The following is a 16,890-nucleotide window of genomic DNA, read 5'->3' as shown; positions in this document are numbered from 1 at the left end:
AATTGTAATTAAGTGGCAACTCAGATTTTAGAAAACCTCTGCAACCTTTCTTCCATGCCAACGTTGCCCTGTAAGCCGCCTGTGTGTACCAGCAGTAAGCGATCGCCTTTACAAAAAAATCCCTGCTTTAGTAAATCCATCACTCCGTAAAACATTTTGGCGGTATATACGTAATCGAGGGGTACGCCATGTTCCTTTGTGAACTGCTGGCTGAAAAATAGCAGATCGTTGTTCATCTTTGCATAGCCGCCGAAGTGGTAATCACATACCAATTCCCAGGAAGCGGGAGAAGTATATGGTGCGGGTAAACCAGAGGCGAGGTAATTTGTCAATAAACTTTCGATTTCTTGGGCGAGAAATGCGCCATTTTTTAGAACGGGAAAAGCGATCGCTCTTTGTCCTTCATGCAACGAAAGCGCAATACCTGCTAATGTGGTAGCTGTACCGCAGGCTACGCATATACGATCAAATGTGATGATCGCACGATCAATTATCTCTGTGCAGCCGCGCACACCATTTAAATTACTCCCGCCTTCGGGAATGATAAATACCTCACCAAAACGTTGTTGCAGATATTCTTCTAACTTTGGTGTGTTGCGCTGTCGATACATCTCGCGGCTTAGATACACAAGCTGCATACCCTGTTGTACAGCAAAACTCAGCGTAGGATTCAACGGTAGCCTCTCCTCGCCACGAATTACGCCGATGGTGCGAAAACCGAAAAGATTACCAGCCGCCGCAGTTGCATAAATGTGATTGGAATAAGCGCCGCCAAAGGTTAGCAACGTCGTGAAATTTTTCTCCTTCGCCTCCAAAAGGTTGTATTTCAGCTTAAACCACTTGTTGCCGTTAACCCACGGGTGCATGAGATCGAGGCGCAACACATACAAATCAACACCAGCATGGCGGGCAATTTCGCTGTTAATTTGTTGTAGAGGAGGAGCAATAAAGGTTAACGACATGTGCCAGCATTCTAACTTAGAATTTACATTTTCTCAAATTCATCATTGAAGATAAAAGTAATGATAAACATTGAGAAATTCAATGGTAAGCCAATCAAAATGAGAAATAAATCTTTCTGATGATTAGCTTTAGAAATTGGCATTTTACTAATTGAGTATTTCAGGTAAATATAGGAAACATAACACTCACTCCAGATAATATTCTTTTTGGAGAAAAGAAATGGTTGCACTCACCCAGCTTGCTCAAGTTATTTCCAATCCTGGACGATTGACGATTGAAACTGTTGAAATTGCTCCTCAAACGACTGCTATACGTTGTCTCGACTGGGATAGAGAACGTTTTGATATTGAGTTTGGTTTACGCAATGGGACAACCTATAATTCTTTCTTAATTCAGGGAGAAAAAGTTGCTTTAGTTGACACATCTCACCGCAAATTTGAGGATCTATATCTTGAGGTAGTGGCGGGATTAATTGATCCGGCTAAAATAGATTACTTAATTATCAGCCACACGGAACCAGACCACAGTGGCTTAGTGAAAGATATTTTGCAATTAGCTCCCTCCATTACTGTTGTCGGTGCAAAGGTGGCTATTCAATTTTTAGAAAATATGGTTCACCAGCCTTTTAAATCTATTCAGGTAAAAAGTGGAGAGCGATTAGATTTAGGCAACGGACACGAATTAGAATTTATCTCTGCACCTAATTTACACTGGCCTGACACAATCTTGACTTATGATCACAAAACTTGCACTCTTTACACTTGCGATGTGTTTGGGATGCACTACTGTGATGACCACACCTATGATGAAAATATTACTTCCATAGAGGAAGATTTTCACTATTACTATGATTGTCTCATGGGGCCAAATGCCCGGTCTGTCTTGGCAGCTTTAAAGCGGATTGAAAAGTTAGATATAAAAACAGTTGCCACAGGACATGGCCCTTTATTACAACACTATATCTCCGAATGGCTTGGACGCTATCAAAACTGGAGTTTAGAACAAGCAAAAACAGAGACATTAGTGGCTCTATTTTATGTTGAAGATTACGGGCATAGTGAACATTTAGTCCGTACAATAGCGCATGGATGTGCAAGAACAGGCGTAGCAGTAGAATTAGTAGACCTTAATAGTGCGGAGCCTCAAGAAGTTCGAGAATTAGTTGCACAAGCTTCTGGTTTAGTAATTGCAATGCCACCGCAATCTTCGGTGATGATTCAAGCTGCTTTAAGTACAATTTTAGCTGCTGTTCACAAGAAGCAGGCAATTGGTTTATTAGAGTCGGGAGGAGGAGATGATGAACCTGTTTATCCTTTACGTAATAAGTTTCAAGAACTGGGATTAACTGAAGCTTTTACTCCTATCTTAATTAAGGAAATTCCTACCCAAGCAACGGAACAGCTTTGTGATGAAGCGGGGACAGATATGGGTCAATGGTTGACCCGCGATCGCACCATAAAACAAATCAAATCTATCAATACGGAGCTAGAAAAAGCTTTAGGGCGGATTAGTACAGGATTGTATATTATCACCGCCAAAAAAGGAGAAATTCAGAGTGCAATGTTGGCTTCTTGGGTGACACAAGCGAGTCTTGAGCCTTTAGGAGTAGCGATCGCAGTATCCAAAGATCGGGCAATTGAATCCTTGATGCACGTTGGCGATCGCTTTGTTTTAAACGTTTTAGAAGAAGGCAAATATCAAGGATTAATGAAACATTTTCTGAAACGTTTTCCTCCTGGTGCAGACCGCTTTGCTGGAGTGAAAACATATCCAGCAAAAAATGAATCGCCCGTTTTAGCTGAAGCTTTAGCTTACATGGAATGTGAAATTACTAGCCGCATGGATTGTGGAGATCATTGGGTAATTTATAGCACAGTCCAAACTGGAAGAGTTGCTAATTTACATGCACTTACTGCTGCTCATCACCGCAAAATTGGCAATCATTACTAATTTGTCATTTGTCATTGGTCATTGTCATTGTCTCCCCATAGACGCGATGAATCGCGTCTCTACCCACTCTTGTACAGACGCGATTCATCGCGTCTTCTAAAAAACTATGTATAAATCTGTTGAGAATACCCCGATTAGTATGTACGAAATCAATCGTGGGCGCGTCGTGCGAACCTTGGAATTTATCCAAGATGTGATTGTAATTTCTTTGTGTATCGGTTTATTTAGCTTCATGGTGCTTCAGGTGAGAGATATGTTTCTCTCGTTACTCCCGCCTCTAGATTTTCATGCTGTTACTGCCGATATTCTCTTTTTACTTATCTTAGTTGAGCTATTCCGACTGCTGATTATTTACCTACAGGAACATCGAGTATCTATTGGGGTAGCTGTTGAAGTTTCCATCGTTTCTGCCTTGCGAGAAGTCATTGTTAAAGGTGTTCTAGAAACAAGTTGGAGTCAAGTATTAGCAACTTGTGCCTTTTTATTAGTCCTGGGAGTACTACTGTTCCTCCGAGTTTGGCTACCCCCTACCTTTGAAGGTATCGATCCCGAACAAGAAGTATCTAAACGCTATAGAAGCCGAGCCAAGTCTGAATTAATACAAAACAATGGTCATTAAAAAGAGGGAGTAGGGAGTGGGGAGTGGGGAGTTAAGAGTTAGAAATTAGGGAGATAAGGGAGACAAGGATAATAACCAATTCCCAATTCCCAATGCCCAATGCCCCATGCCCAATGCCCAATGCCCAATTCCCAATTAAGAGGTTATTATGTCTACTGCCGCCACATTAACGCCCAACCATAGCAGAGATGTACAAGTTGTTGAAATTGGTAAAAATACTCTGATTCTACGATCGCGGACTTGGGACAGATTAAAATTTGAGGTGGAGTATTCCCGCCAACGAGGAACTACAGCGAATTCTTATCTGATTCAAGCAGATAAAAAGGCTTTAATTGACCCTCCTGGCGAATCTTTTACCGAAATTTACCTTCAGCAACTTGCACAACATTTAAACTTCACCACGCTAGATTACATTGTTCTCGGTCATGTCAATCCCAACCGCAGCGCAACTCTGCAAGTATTGCTCTCTCAAGTTCCTCAAGCCACTATAATTTGTTCTCGCCCCGCCGCCAATGCTCTCAAAACCGCCTTTCCCGAATTGGAGTCACGTATTCAAGCGGTGCGATCGGGGGATACTCTAGATTTAGGACAAGGACATCATCTATCATTTGTCACCGTACCAACTCCCCGGTGGGCGGATGGACTTTGTACTTATGATGCTGCCACAAAAATTCTCTACACAGATAAACTTTTTGGCGCTCATATTTGCGACGATACTTTGTTTGATGAAGATTGGAAAGGGTTAGATGCGGAACGTCGTTACTATTTTGAATGTCTCCATGCGCCCCAAGCTAAACAAGTTGAAGTAGCCTTAGATAAATTGTCAGCTTTGGGAGCCAGATGTTATGCCCCAGCACACGGCCCAGTTGTCCGTTACAGCCTCAGCCGTTTTACTTATGATTACCGTCAATGGTGTCAAGGGCAAAAATCTCAAGAATTGAGTGTCGCTTTGCTTTATGCTTCTGCTTATGGAAATACAGCAATTCTGGCGAATGCGATCGCTCAAGGTTTGATCCAAAATGGAGTTAATGTAGAATCGATTAACTGTGAACTAGCCGATTCTGCGGAGATTAACCGCATTGTAGAAACTTGCGATGGCTTGATTATCGGTTCACCCACTTTAGGCGGACATGCACCTACTCAAATTCAAACTGCTTTAGGAATAGTTCTCTCTGTGGCGGCTAAAACTAAGTTAGCAGGGGTATTTGGTTCTTACGGTTGGAGTGGCGAGGCAATAGATTTAATAGAAAGCAAGCTTAAAGATGCTAATTATCAACTAGGATTTGAAACACTTCGGGTGCGTTTCAGTCCTACTCCTGAGATTCTTCAGCAGTGTCAAGAAGCAGGTGCTTTATTTGCCCAAAACTTGAAGAAAACTAAAAAACTGCGTTCTTCCCGCCAGGTTGTGACAGAAGCCCATGTAGATCGTACCGAACAAGCAGTGGGGCGGATCATTGGTTCTCTGTGTGTTGTGACAACTCGTGATGAAGAAACTCACAAAGGGGTTTTAACTTCTTGGGTATCGCAGGCAACTTTTAACCCGCCAGGAATTATGATTGCGATCGCTAACGAGCAAAATGCAGAGTTAATGCATCATCCTGGTGATAAATTTGTGTTGAATATCCTTAAAGAAGGAAGAAATGTCCGACGGTATTTTTCTCGTCACAGCACTTTAGGCGATAATCCCTTTGCGAATCTTGACACAAAAACTGCTCTTAATGGTTGTTTGATTTTGAATGAGGCATTAGCCTATTTAGAATGTACGGTGCAAAATCAGCTTGAATGTGGCGATCGATGGTTAATTTATGCCGTCATCGATCACGGTGAAGTGTTGGAAAATGAAGGTGTCACTGCTTTGGAGCATCGTAAATCTGGTAGTTATTATTAACCTGACTTTTTACGGTATCTGGAAAACCTCTTTCCTTCTCAGAGGCTACGGTGTACATACAAGTGCTAAAAACCTAGCTTGATGAAGCTTTCCTTATTCCCATACACAGCAGGGGAATGAGGAAAATAGCATTGTCAGTCGATGCAATGTGATTGTATGATCAAGAAAATTGTGTGTGCACCCTAGCCTTAGAAAAGAGAGGTTTTGATTTTTCGCGTTTTTTCCCTAGTACAATCGGTAAGACGTTAAGGTAATTGCACATTTGTCAAGAACGTGTAGTCCAAGGGGATAAATCCATCTTGGTAACTGGCTTTAGGAGAGCATGACAAAAAGAACAACTTTTCGGAATTATTAAATTTAGCTTTGAAGTAGTATTTATCCCTTCCCAATCTGGTAGAGTCTAATCCAATCATCAAGAGTGGAAGATGGTTAAAGAACAAGCTACTCAGCCACAAAAAATCTTGATTCTGGCAGCAATTCCCCACGGTTTGCGCTTGGATAAAGAAATTAGGGAAGTTGAAGAATGCATCCGACGTGCCGTAAGGCGGGATACGTTTGATGTTGATATTAGGACTGCTGTTAGGCCCCAGGATATTCGCAGAGCTATCGCAGAAGAAAAACCCCAAATTGTCCATTTCTGCGGACACGGTTTAGAAGATGGAAGTTTGTTGTTAGAAGATAATGAAGGACAGAACAAAGCTGTGCCACCAGAAGGGCTGGCATCGCTGTTTGAATTACACGCAGATTATGTAAACTGTGTGCTATTAAATGCTTGCCACTCTGTCAAATCTGCCGAGGCAATTAGTAAATATATTAATTTTGCCATTGGCATGAACCAGGAGATTCAGGATAAATCCGCAATCCAGTTCGCTCAAGGTTTTTATGATGGATTGGGTTACACAACTTCAGAAATTCAAGGTGTATTTCCAAGAGCGTTTCAGGAAGGTTTAGTGGCGATTAAACTAGAAAACCTTTCCCAAGCGGAAATTCCAGTTATTAAAACAAGAATAAATATAGATAAACCACAAAAAACAAAGGAGATTTCTTTAATGGATTCTATTTCTCTCATTGTTGCTGCTTTAGGTACTGGTGCGCTTGCTGCTACTAAGGATACGGCAGGAACAGCAGTTAAAGATGCTTATCAGGGTTTGAAAACGTTGATTAAAAAGAAGTTTGCTGAACAGGGTAAAGAAGATGATAGCAATATTATAGACAAGCATGAGAAAAAGCTGGATTCAGAAGCCTTTAAAGCGATGCTTAAAGAAGAGTTAATCAATCTAGGAGTTGATAAGGATGCAGAAATTATTAAGTTAGCACAGGAGTTACTGAAACAGGAAAAGCCTAAAGAGTCAGTACCAAGTAAAACCAATGTAGTGTTTCAAGGTGAAGTTAAAGGTTCCCAGGTCGGTGATCACAACAAACAAGAAAACAAATTTGCTTAAAAGCCACTGGAGTATCTGAATGACTGAAGATAATCCCAAAAACCACACAGAGTTTCAAGGTGAAGTTAAAGGTGTTCAGGTTGGCGATCACAACATTATCTACAACTACTTCTATTACAGGGAAGAGGTAAAACCTACATCTGTTGATGTTGCTGATGACAATCTTCCTTGTCCTTATCGCGGTTTGTTTCACTTTAGTCCCAATGATGCAGAGTTTTTCTTTGGACGTGAGGTATGTACAGTAGAACTTTTCGAGGCGACTCAAACCTGTAATTTTATACCCGTTTTGGGTGCTTCTGGAAGTGGTAAATCTTCGATAGTTCTGGCGGGATTGGTGCCCAAACTTCAAAATGAAGGTCACTGGCTATTTACTCACTTCCGTCCCGATTCAGATCCTTTCCATGCCCTGGCTTTAGCGCTAGTTCCACTTTATACTCCAGATTTGAATGCTACTGAACGGATAGCTCAAGCTCGTCAGTTAGCAAAATATTTGCAGAATAAAGATGTGCTTCTAGCTGATGTATTTGGCCAGATTCATCAAAATCATCCCACGCATCAGGTGTTGCTAATTGCCGATCAATTTGAAGAAATTTATACTCTATGCACGGATCATAAAATTCGCCGTAATTTCCTGGATACTTTATTAGCTAGCTTTCCATCTTGTCCTTCTCAATCACACTACAAGCATGTACTAGTTGCAACAATGCGGGCAGATTTCTTGGGAAATGCGCTGTTATATCCTCCTTTTGGAGATCTATTAAAAACTGATATCAAGCTTATCAGGTCAATGAATTATGAAGAACTTGAGCAAGTAATTGTTAAGCCTGCTAAGACGTTAGAGGTAACTTTTCAAGAGGGACTGGTAAAACGTATTTTGCATGATGTAGAGTCAGAACCCGGTAATTTACCTCTGTTGGAGTTTGCATTAACAGAATTGTGGAAGCAGCGAAAGGGAAAACAGTTAACTCATGCAGCTTATGAGGACATAGGTGAGGTAAAAGGTGCCCTAGCTCGCCATGCTGATAAAAAATATGGCAACTTAACAGATGACGAGAAGAAAAAAGTACGGCGAATTTTCATCCAATTAGTGCGTCCGGGGGAAGGAACAGAAGATACGCGGCGATTGGCGACGAAAGCCGAATTAGGTGAAGCAAGCTGGGGATTGGTGAAACAATTAGCAGATGCGCGATTAGTAGTTACTAGTCGTAATCCAGAAGATCAAGAAACAGTGGAGGTTGTCCATGAAGCGCTGATTCGTAATTGGAGTCAATTACAACAATGGATGAACACAGACCGTATTTTTCGCGCTTGGCAAGATCGGTTGCGAATAGGAATCGATCAATGGAAAAAGACGCAGCGAGATGAAGGGGCATTGTTGCGGGGTGTAGCGTTGGCGGATGCGGAACAAAAGCTCAAAGAACGCCGAGAATATCTGTGCGAAGAAGAGGAAGAATTTATCCAGACTAGTATAGAACTGCGCGATCGCGAACAAAAAGAGCAAGAACGCAGAAGGTGGAGTCAGGAAATCAATCAAATTAATACCTTAGCTCAAGTTTCTGATGGATTTTTGTACTCAGATAGACGAAAAGCTGTCAAATCAAGTGTAATGGCTGCTGAAAAAATGCTTGGTTTACCTTACGTAGATGAAGATACCCGCATCCAGGTAGAACTGGCGTTATTAAATACAGTTCACAATGTTGTCGCACCCAATACTTTGGGAGGACACGCAAACTCGGTTAATGGGGTTAGCTTCAGTCCTGATGGTAAAATGCTGGCTTCTGCGAGTGATGACCACACGGTGAAACTGTGGGATACCTTCACTAGACAAGAAATTAAAACCCTAACTGGGCATACAAACTGGGTTTGGCGGGTCAGCTTCAGCCCCGATGGTAAAATGCTGGCTTCTGCCAGTAAAGATAAGACGGTGAAACTATGGGATACCTCCACCGGACAAGAAATTCAAACCCTAACTGGGCATACAAATGAGGTTAATAGGATCAGCTTCAGCCCCAATGGTAAAATGCTGGCTTCTGCGAGTTATGACAAGACGATAAAACTGTGGGATACTTCCATCGGCAAAGAAATTAAAACCCTAACTGGACATACAAACGAGGTTTGGGAGGTCAACTTCAGCCCCGATGGTAAAATGCTGGCTTCTGCGAGTCATGACAACACGGTAAAACTGTGGGATATCTCCACCGGCAAAGAAATTAAAACCCTAACTGGACATACAAACGAGGTTTGGGGGGTCAGCTTCAGCCCCGATGGTAAAATGCTGGCTTCTGCCAGTAAAGATAAGACGGTGAAACTGTGGGATACCTCTACCAGCAAAGAAATTAAAACCCTAACTGGGCATACAGATGCGGTTTTGGGGGTCAGCTTCAGCCCCGATGGTAAAATGCTGGCTTCTGCCAGTGATGACAACACGGTAAAACTGTGGGATACTTCCACCGGCAAAGAAATTAAAACCCTAACTGGGCATACAGATGCGGTTTGGGAGGTTCACTTCAGCCCCGATGGTAAAATGCTGGCTTCTGCCAGTGTTGACAATACGGTAAAACTGTGGAGTACCTCCACCGGACAAGAAATTCAAACCCTAACTGGGCATACAGAAGAGGTTGGGTGGGTCAGCTTCAGTCCCGATGGTAAAATGCTGGCTTCTGCAAGTGCTGACAACACAGTAAAACTGTGGGATACCTCTAACGGCAAAGAAATTAAAACCCTAACTGGGCATACAAACTGGGTTTTGGGGGTCAGCTTCAGCCCTGATGGTACAATGCTGGCTTCTGCCAGTGATGACAACACGGTAAAACTGTGGGATACCTCTAACGGCAAAGAAATTAAAACCCTAACTGAGCATACAAACTGTGTTAAGTGGGTTAGCTTCAGCCCCGATGGGAAAATTCTGGCTTCTGCCAGTGATGACAACACGGTAAAACTGTGGGATACCTCTAACGGCAAAGAAATTAAAACCCTAACTGGGCATAGAAATGCGGTTTGGGGAGTCAACTTCAGCCCCGATGGTACAATGCTGGCTTCTGCAAGTGCTGACAACACGGTAAAACTGTGGAATACTTTCACCGGCAAAGAAATTAAAACCCTAACTGGGCATAGAGATGTGGTTCGGGGGGTCAGTTTCAGCCCCGATGGTAAAATGCTGGCTTCTGCAAGTGTTGACAACACCGTAAAACTGTGGGATACCTCCACTGGCAAAGAAATTAAAACCCTGACTGAGCATACAAACGAGGTTAATAGGATCAGCTTCAGCCCCGATGGTAAAATGCTGGCTTCTGCAAGTGCTGACAACACAGTGAAATTGTGGGATACCTCCACTGGCAAAGAAATTAAAACCTTAACTGGGCATACAGAACGGGTTTTGGGAGTCAGCTTCAGCCCCGATGGTAAAATGCTGGCTTCTGCAAGTGCTGACAACACCGTAAAACTGTGGAGATGGGATTTTGAGTATTTACTTAAGGAAGGGCGCAATTTTATGCGCGAGTACTTTAAAACTAATCCCCCTGATAATGAGAGCGATAAGCATCTGTGTGACGGTGTAGGCATTCCTATAAGCGTCGACATACAAGCAGAACTCAATGCCTTACATGAGATCCTAGCGAAGTTAGAAACCTCAGACCGTCGTAAAATTGGCAATGCCTTTGAAGATGCCCAGGAGGAGCTAAATAAGCCACAACCAGATAAAAACGAGGTGCGTAAGGCATTAGACCGAGCTTTTGACTATGCAAAGAAAGCCGAAGGGTTTGCTTCTATGATCGGAAAACTTCGGCCACATATCACTAACATTACTGCTTGGCTAGGTGATAATTGGCAATTGGACTTTGGACAAAGCTTTCTTCTTTAGATTTTTTTTCTAACTAAACTCTTATTGCTCAGTGTAAACTCAGAAGAGAATTACTGTAAATTAATACCAAGTACGGAAAATCATGCTAGACATCGTTTTATTTGTCCTTACCTCCCCCCTTGCCGATCTCCCAATTTCACCATCGATTAACCAGGTGAAATCAGTAGCTATATCTAATATTGATGGATCTACACCCAATCATTTATTACAGCAAGTGTATGGAACAAAGGTTTTAGATGAGGATGTAGATGTAGAATTGGGCGATGAGGAGTTAGAATTAATAGCTGGTCGTCCAAGATATATCACTAGCTATAATTCAGACATTATCTTATATAACTATAAGATAATGTCTTATGGTGAGTTTGCTCAATTTGCGAGAGGTCACGATGATCATCAAGAAATTGCCTTTATCGAGCGTCGACTTAAAGATTCTGGTATCCCTATTTCATGGCAAGCAGCCGCAGTAATATGGAATAATCTTAGAGCCACAGCTCCCATCATACAAAAACGTGCACATCGGGGCTTTAGAGTAGACCTTCATACTGGTCAGCTTTCCTACATTCGGTAGATCGCAAACTTTCGGAAATAAACGTGAAAAATAAGTGTTTTAGCCATTGTCACTTTTGGAGTATTTAGCATTAGTTTAATAGCGATTACTCAATAGCAGCTAGCACCGAAATAATTCGAGCCATTGGTATTATTAAAGCTAATGCTCCAAAAGCATTTTTCACCAATAGAATTGAGCAGGACTTACAAAAGCAAAATGCGGAACTACCAGAACTACTCATTGACCGAGCCTACTTGAGTAGTAACATAGTTAAAAATCGAAGTGAACAACTTCAAATTTACTGTCAAGGCAGAAGTTAAACTTAAAAAAAAGAAGGTTTAAAAATTCGCACACGATACTAAAAGGATAATATTGAAGGAAGGGAATCTTCAACCAACCGCAATAACTCATAACCAATCCCCGTAGTCCCTTGAAATAAACCAGGATTAAACACAGAACTTGGCAATTTTAAAAACTGATAACCTCCAACAAGTTGAGCATTATTTACTATATAAGAAGCTCTTATAAGTGCCTCTTCTCGTAACTTTGGGCGGTTAAGTTTTTGTGCAGCTAACAACAGCATCTCTATCTTGCCAAAATTACCGCACTCAATAGAATCTACATCAATCAAATCATTTGTGCATGTCGTTCTTAAAACTATTTCTAATTCTTGATCAACATCATTTGTATTTAATATAGATAAGCTAGCTAAACGTGCTAAAAGAATTTCCTCTGCAATATCAAACCTACTGCATTGGATATTTTCTTCTGGTTGTTGTTGAAAGACACTCCACTTATAAGTAATTGCTGCCTTTGCTGCTGCTAAATAGGCGGAATCTGCGGTGACAGCATAGAGCCTGAGTAGAGCATAAGCAATTCCCCCTGCGCCATGAAAGAAACCTATATATTGCCCTTGCTGTAAAATATTCCAAGCCTGGGGTATTCCTGCCGCCTTCACTTGATGGTTTAATAAATGCTGACCGCAGTTAATAGCCGGTTCTAAAATCTTTGGCTCTTGAGTGTGGTGATAGAGGGACAACAACCCCAAAATAGCCCCAGATGCCCCATAAATAATATCAAATTGCTGGTCAGCCGCAATCAATTCGGGGGTAATGAAATTGGCAATCTTCGCTGCATCTTCCATCAGTGCAGGTTGTCTAAGAAATTGGCTAGTTGTCACCAAACCGTAAATGAGGGAACCTAAACCCATACCACCCCCAATTCCTTGTCTGACAAACCTGCGATGGGATTCAAAATCAAATGTCTGTAAAAACTTGCGGGTAGAAAACAACGCTCCCATCACCAATTCTCGGAACTGGTTTGTTCCCCTCACATAATCCAAAGCTGCCAAAAATAGAGCAATACCGCTATTACCGTTGTAAAGATTGTCACCCAAAGGTTCAAACTGAAAACACTTAGCATTGGGAAAGTAGTTAAAACCAATCCACTTCACACTACCATCACTTCCCCAAATTGCCCGTGCTTGAATCTCCTCTGCCAGTCGTGTTGCTTCTTGCAGTAACTGTTCTTTTGTCAAAGGAACCAGGCTATGGCTCTGACTTTTCACGGAATCTAGAGTGATTGAATTTCCCTGTAAATTTACTGTCTTTCCTTCGGCATAAAAACAACCTTTAATAATCTCCACTTGTTGCGCTAAATCTTCTGTACTTAAGCTTTCTAGCTGAGTCTGCACAGTTTTGTAACTTGGCTCCTGGAAATACTCTGCAATAGATTTCCCCGGCTCTAACACTAGTTCATCGCTGCCAGGACAAGCACTAAAATAGGGAATATCTAACTGCTCCATTGCCTGGAGTTCATTTGATAAAATCCGCCAATAATGAGGTTTTTCGTCAATAACCAGAAATGCTCGACTTAGGTGATCAATTTCTATACTTCTATCAATTCCATTACGCAGCCATTTTGGGGATTGAATGTGTTCTAAAATTTTTGCATAAACCTTACTCATCCTAAACATAAATCGCACTTGCACATTTTTCAATGCCGCCAAAGGACTATCCTCAGCTAGTAAAATATGCTTACGGGAAATTAACAGACGATACATCTGTTCAAATCCCCACACGATTTCATCAAGATAGTCCACACCTTCCAGAGGAATACCATCTAACATGGGTACGTTCGTTAGTGCAGGAGAGGGATGATTCTGACATCTGCTGAGGGCATTATTTTGATAAGCAATGCAGCCATTTTCTAGAAAACCCCAACGAGGCAGAAATCCGGTACGGACTACAGAATCCCAGAACTGTTTACCTACTATTTTCTCAACTTCCGTTTCTTGGGGAAAGTCTGCTATCAGTTTTGCTTCTGGTTGCATAAGGGTTTCCATATCCACCAGGATAAAATGTTCCCCATTGGCGACTAAATTCTGATGATGACAGTCAGTTACTCTTAAGATATGCAGTAAACACAATAGCATTCCCGATCGCTGGTAAAATCGTTGTGCTGCTGCTTTGTCTGCACAGGGTAGATGCTCAATATATTCTACCCAGCCATAATCAGAGCGATCGCATATTTTCAGAACTTTGAAAAGTAAGGAAATATCCTGCTGATTGCACCAATTTAAGAACTGAGTAAAAGCTACTTCTGCCCCTAAGCCTTTGGGTTTGTATACTAATTTTAGCCCTGACTCAAAGGTAAGGGCAGTTACCGTTCTTCCTTGATGATGGGGATCGGAAAGGGAAGGCTGAACGTCAAGGACTTTTCCTAGATCAGGCTGGGATGGTGAAAATGTTTGCTGAATTGCTGGAATATCTACTTGCAGACGGTGGAGAAAATCTGCTATTTCTTCCACCCAAAAATTAATAGCAGTTGCCATTAAGCGTCCTAAAACGGGATATTGCTGGAAAAACCCTAACATCCCATCCCCTAAGAGGTTCTCCACAAAAGTATTGTATTCATCTTGAGGAGTAGTCTGGTTTTGTAATTGTATTTCCATCAAAGCAACAGAACGGGAATATTCTGTTGTCAAAGTTTTAGCACTGAGATTGAGTAGTTTTTCCAGCAAGCTACGCTCAAAGGTGAGGTAAGAGGACTTAGAGAGTATTTTTAAAGGTAGATGCTCGTCCGATAGGGAATTAGTACCCAAACGAGTTAATAACTGCTGTCGCGCTACAGAGATTGCTGGTAGCAATAGCTCTTGAAAGGCTATATGTTCTTGCGGGTTAATCGGAATTAATGATGGGGGATGAAAGTTATAAGCGGTTTCAATCATCGCCCTCAAAGTCTCTGCCCAAACTGGTAAAACTTGGCTATCCACTATAGGGAGCGATCGCAAAGCCTGCTGTACTTGCTCAACATCTAACCCGTCCCAAAGTAGCCGCTTCTGGAATTTTTCCCAGTTTCCGTGAGCACTTACCTTACACCATCGCTGAAGACATGATATTAGTTGTTGTTCGCTATCAATAACTTGTAACTGTTTACCCATACGTTCAGATAAACAGCTAGCTTGAGCAATAATCTGCGTTAAGTCAGATGTTTTAACTTTCATTTTTTGGCAAACATTCCTTGGTAGCGCAATCATGCAATAAGCAAGTTACGTAATTCGTAATTTATAATACCGCTAGAACGCCAGTCCAGTAGAAGTTGGGATTGGGGACTATGAGCTATTTTGACAGAAAGAAGTTTTTCAGGAACTTTACCCTTTGTCAGCTAATCTTTGTGCCAGTCCCCCATACCCAATATCGTGATCTAAGATTGTTGGGTATTCTATAAATTGCGATCGCCACTATACCGATGATCGAAGTTGAACATCTAAGTAAAATATACGGTTCCACCCCAGCGATTACTGATGTCACTTTTAGCGTCGAACCTGGGGAAATTTTAGGGTTGTTGGGCCCTAATGGCGCTGGTAAAACTACAACCATGAGAATTTTGGCTGGTTATTTACCGGCAACCAATGGAAATGCCCGGATTGCTGGTTATGATGTCCATGAAAATTCCCTAGCTGTACGCCAACGCATTGGTTATCTACCGGAAACACCGCCGTTATATCCAGAGATGACGGTGGAAGGATTTTTGCATTTTGTCGCCCGAATTAAGGGAGTATCAGCAGGCGATCGCCCCAACAAGGTAACAGCCGCTATCGAACGCTGCAATTTAGAAGATAAGCGGCGGGTGATTATTCGCAAGCTCTCTAAAGGATACCGCCAAAGAGTAGGAATTGCTCAAGCGATCGTCCACGATCCACCAGCGATCATTTTAGATGAACCCACCGTTGGACTCGATCCCCGACAAATAATTGAGGTGCGGAATCTAATTAAAAGCCTCGCTGGTACTCACACAATTATTCTTTCCACACACATTCTGCCAGAAGTGAGCATGACTTGTAGCCGCGTTGCCATCATCAATCGCGGTAAAGTCGTGGCAACTAATACACCAGAAAACTTGATGACTCAGTTGACAGGTGGTTCCGGGTATGAATTGGAAATAGAAGGAGAAGCTGCCTTAGCGAAACAGGTATTGCAAAAAGTCGCGGGTGTGAGTTTGATAGAATCAATTCCGACAACTGGAGGCCATCAACCCCAGGCAAATCGCGCTTACCTGCGGGTAATATCGCAACCGGGAAAAGAACCAGGAAAAGATATTGCCACAACATTAGTGCGGGCAGGATTCGGTTTACATGAACTGCGGCGAGTTAACGCCACCTTAGAAGATGTATTCTTGCAACTGACCACAGAAGAGAAAAATTTCGAGACTGAGGTAGACTTAGCAGCAGACAACGAAAGAGAGGCAGCGTAAATGGGTGTAGTGCTGAGTAATATTATTGCCATTTATCGCCGAGAGTTACAGAGTTATTTTGTATCACCTTTGGCTTATGCGATCGCAGGCATATTTTGGTTCATTGCGGGGTTATTCTTCGTGATGATTTTGCTAGGGCCAGATGGCATTTTGGTAGGAGTTGCGGCAATAGATGCACAAGGGCAACAACTCGGAGTGCCAGTACCGCCGATAGATGTCCCTTATGAATTTATCCGGGCATTTTTAGATCGCATGGGTTGGCTATTGTTATTTATCCTGCCAATTCTCTCGATGGGACTCTATGCCGAAGAACGTAAGCGCGGCACTTTAGAATTATTAGCCACATCACCAATCACCAATTGGGCGGTAGCTTTAGGTAAGTTATTAGGTGTACTAACATTTTTTACCACGATGGTTGTACCCATGCTAGTGTTTGAAGCGATCGCAATCAGTGGATCAAATCCACCAATGGCGCTCTCAATTCCCTTACTAGGTCATTTTGGATTAATCTTGCTAGCAGCAGCAATTTTATCTTTAGGAATGTTTATTTCTTCATTAACAGACAGTACAATTCTGTCTGCCGTTTTCACCTTTGCAGTAATTTTATTATTGTTATTGATTGATTTAATCGCCAAAATTGTCCCTGGCCCCGTGGGCGAAGCATTAGGCTATCTGTCATTACTGAAACATTACAACACCTTAATTCAAGGCATTTTTGATACCAGCGCCTTAATTTTATTCGCCAGTTACATATTTTTGGGCATCTTTCTCACAGCTCAATCAATTGATGCACTGCGCTTTCAAAGGCAATAGTTATATAAGTTATGAGTTAAAAGTTAGGAGTGAGGAGTTAAAAGTCATCAGGAC

The 16,890-nt window shown here is 42.0% G+C and carries 10 protein-coding genes; 8 read left to right on the top strand and 2 right to left on the bottom strand.

Annotated features, from left to right (window positions below):
* Positions 1-20: 20 nt before the first annotated feature.
* On the bottom strand, positions 21-962 hold the full coding sequence (locus tag CDC33_RS04140; protein ID WP_109007417.1) for a 1-aminocyclopropane-1-carboxylate deaminase/D-cysteine desulfhydrase: 942 nt from the start codon (positions 960-962) through the stop codon (positions 21-23).
* A gap of 220 nt (positions 963-1,182) precedes the next feature.
* On the opposite strand from CDC33_RS04140, the gene CDC33_RS04135 reads away from it, so the two are divergent.
* The 6 genes from CDC33_RS04135 (at position 1,183) to CDC33_RS04105 (ending at position 11,289) form a co-directional block, all read left to right on the top strand.
* On the top strand, positions 1,183-2,913 hold the full coding sequence (locus CDC33_RS04135; RefSeq protein WP_109007416.1) for a diflavin flavoprotein: 1,731 nt from the start codon (positions 1,183-1,185) through the stop codon (positions 2,911-2,913).
* Positions 2,914-3,019: 106 nt separating this feature from the next.
* Positions 3,020-3,532: a phosphate-starvation-inducible PsiE family protein gene (locus CDC33_RS04130; protein ID WP_100901960.1), complete on the top strand. Its 513-nt coding sequence runs from the start codon at positions 3,020-3,022 to the stop codon at positions 3,530-3,532.
* A gap of 148 nt (positions 3,533-3,680) precedes the next feature.
* Positions 3,681-5,420, top strand: coding sequence for a diflavin flavoprotein (locus CDC33_RS04125; RefSeq protein WP_109007415.1), 1,740 nt, complete (start codon positions 3,681-3,683; stop codon positions 5,418-5,420).
* 494 nt (positions 5,421-5,914) lie between these two features.
* Complete coding sequence (locus tag CDC33_RS40180) at positions 5,915-6,862, top strand: Het-E N-terminal domain-containing protein (protein WP_244919135.1); 948 nt, start codon at positions 5,915-5,917, stop codon at positions 6,860-6,862.
* A gap of 19 nt (positions 6,863-6,881) precedes the next feature.
* On the top strand, positions 6,882-10,721 hold the full coding sequence (locus CDC33_RS04110) for a WD40 repeat domain-containing protein (protein ID WP_181373881.1): 3,840 nt from the start codon (positions 6,882-6,884) through the stop codon (positions 10,719-10,721).
* 82 nt (positions 10,722-10,803) lie between these two features.
* Positions 10,804-11,289 carry a hypothetical protein gene (locus CDC33_RS04105; RefSeq protein ID WP_109007414.1) on the top strand — a complete coding sequence of 162 codons (486 nt, stop codon included), beginning with the start codon at positions 10,804-10,806 and terminating at the stop codon, positions 11,287-11,289.
* A gap of 337 nt (positions 11,290-11,626) precedes the next feature.
* On the opposite strand, the gene CDC33_RS04100 is transcribed toward CDC33_RS04105, so the two are convergent.
* Complete coding sequence (locus CDC33_RS04100) at positions 11,627-14,773, bottom strand: type 2 lanthipeptide synthetase LanM family protein (RefSeq protein WP_181373880.1); 3,147 nt, start codon at positions 14,771-14,773, stop codon at positions 11,627-11,629.
* 245 nt (positions 14,774-15,018) lie between these two features.
* Here CDC33_RS04100 and CDC33_RS04095 point away from each other — a divergent pair, with 245 nt between their 5' ends.
* Positions 15,019-16,023, top strand: a complete 1,005-nt coding sequence (locus tag CDC33_RS04095; RefSeq protein ID WP_109007412.1) for an ABC transporter ATP-binding protein — start codon at positions 15,019-15,021, stop codon at positions 16,021-16,023.
* Entirely contained in the window at positions 16,024-16,836 is an 813-nt protein-coding gene (locus CDC33_RS04090; RefSeq protein ID WP_109007411.1) for an ABC transporter permease, read from the top strand.
* Positions 16,837-16,890: the final 54 nt, after the last annotated feature.

Origin of the sequence: Nostoc commune NIES-4072 (assembly GCF_003113895.1) — a bacterium.
Taxonomy (GTDB): domain Bacteria; phylum Cyanobacteriota; class Cyanobacteriia; order Cyanobacteriales; family Nostocaceae; genus Nostoc; species Nostoc commune.
This window is presented reverse-complemented; position numbering and strand designations above follow the sequence as displayed.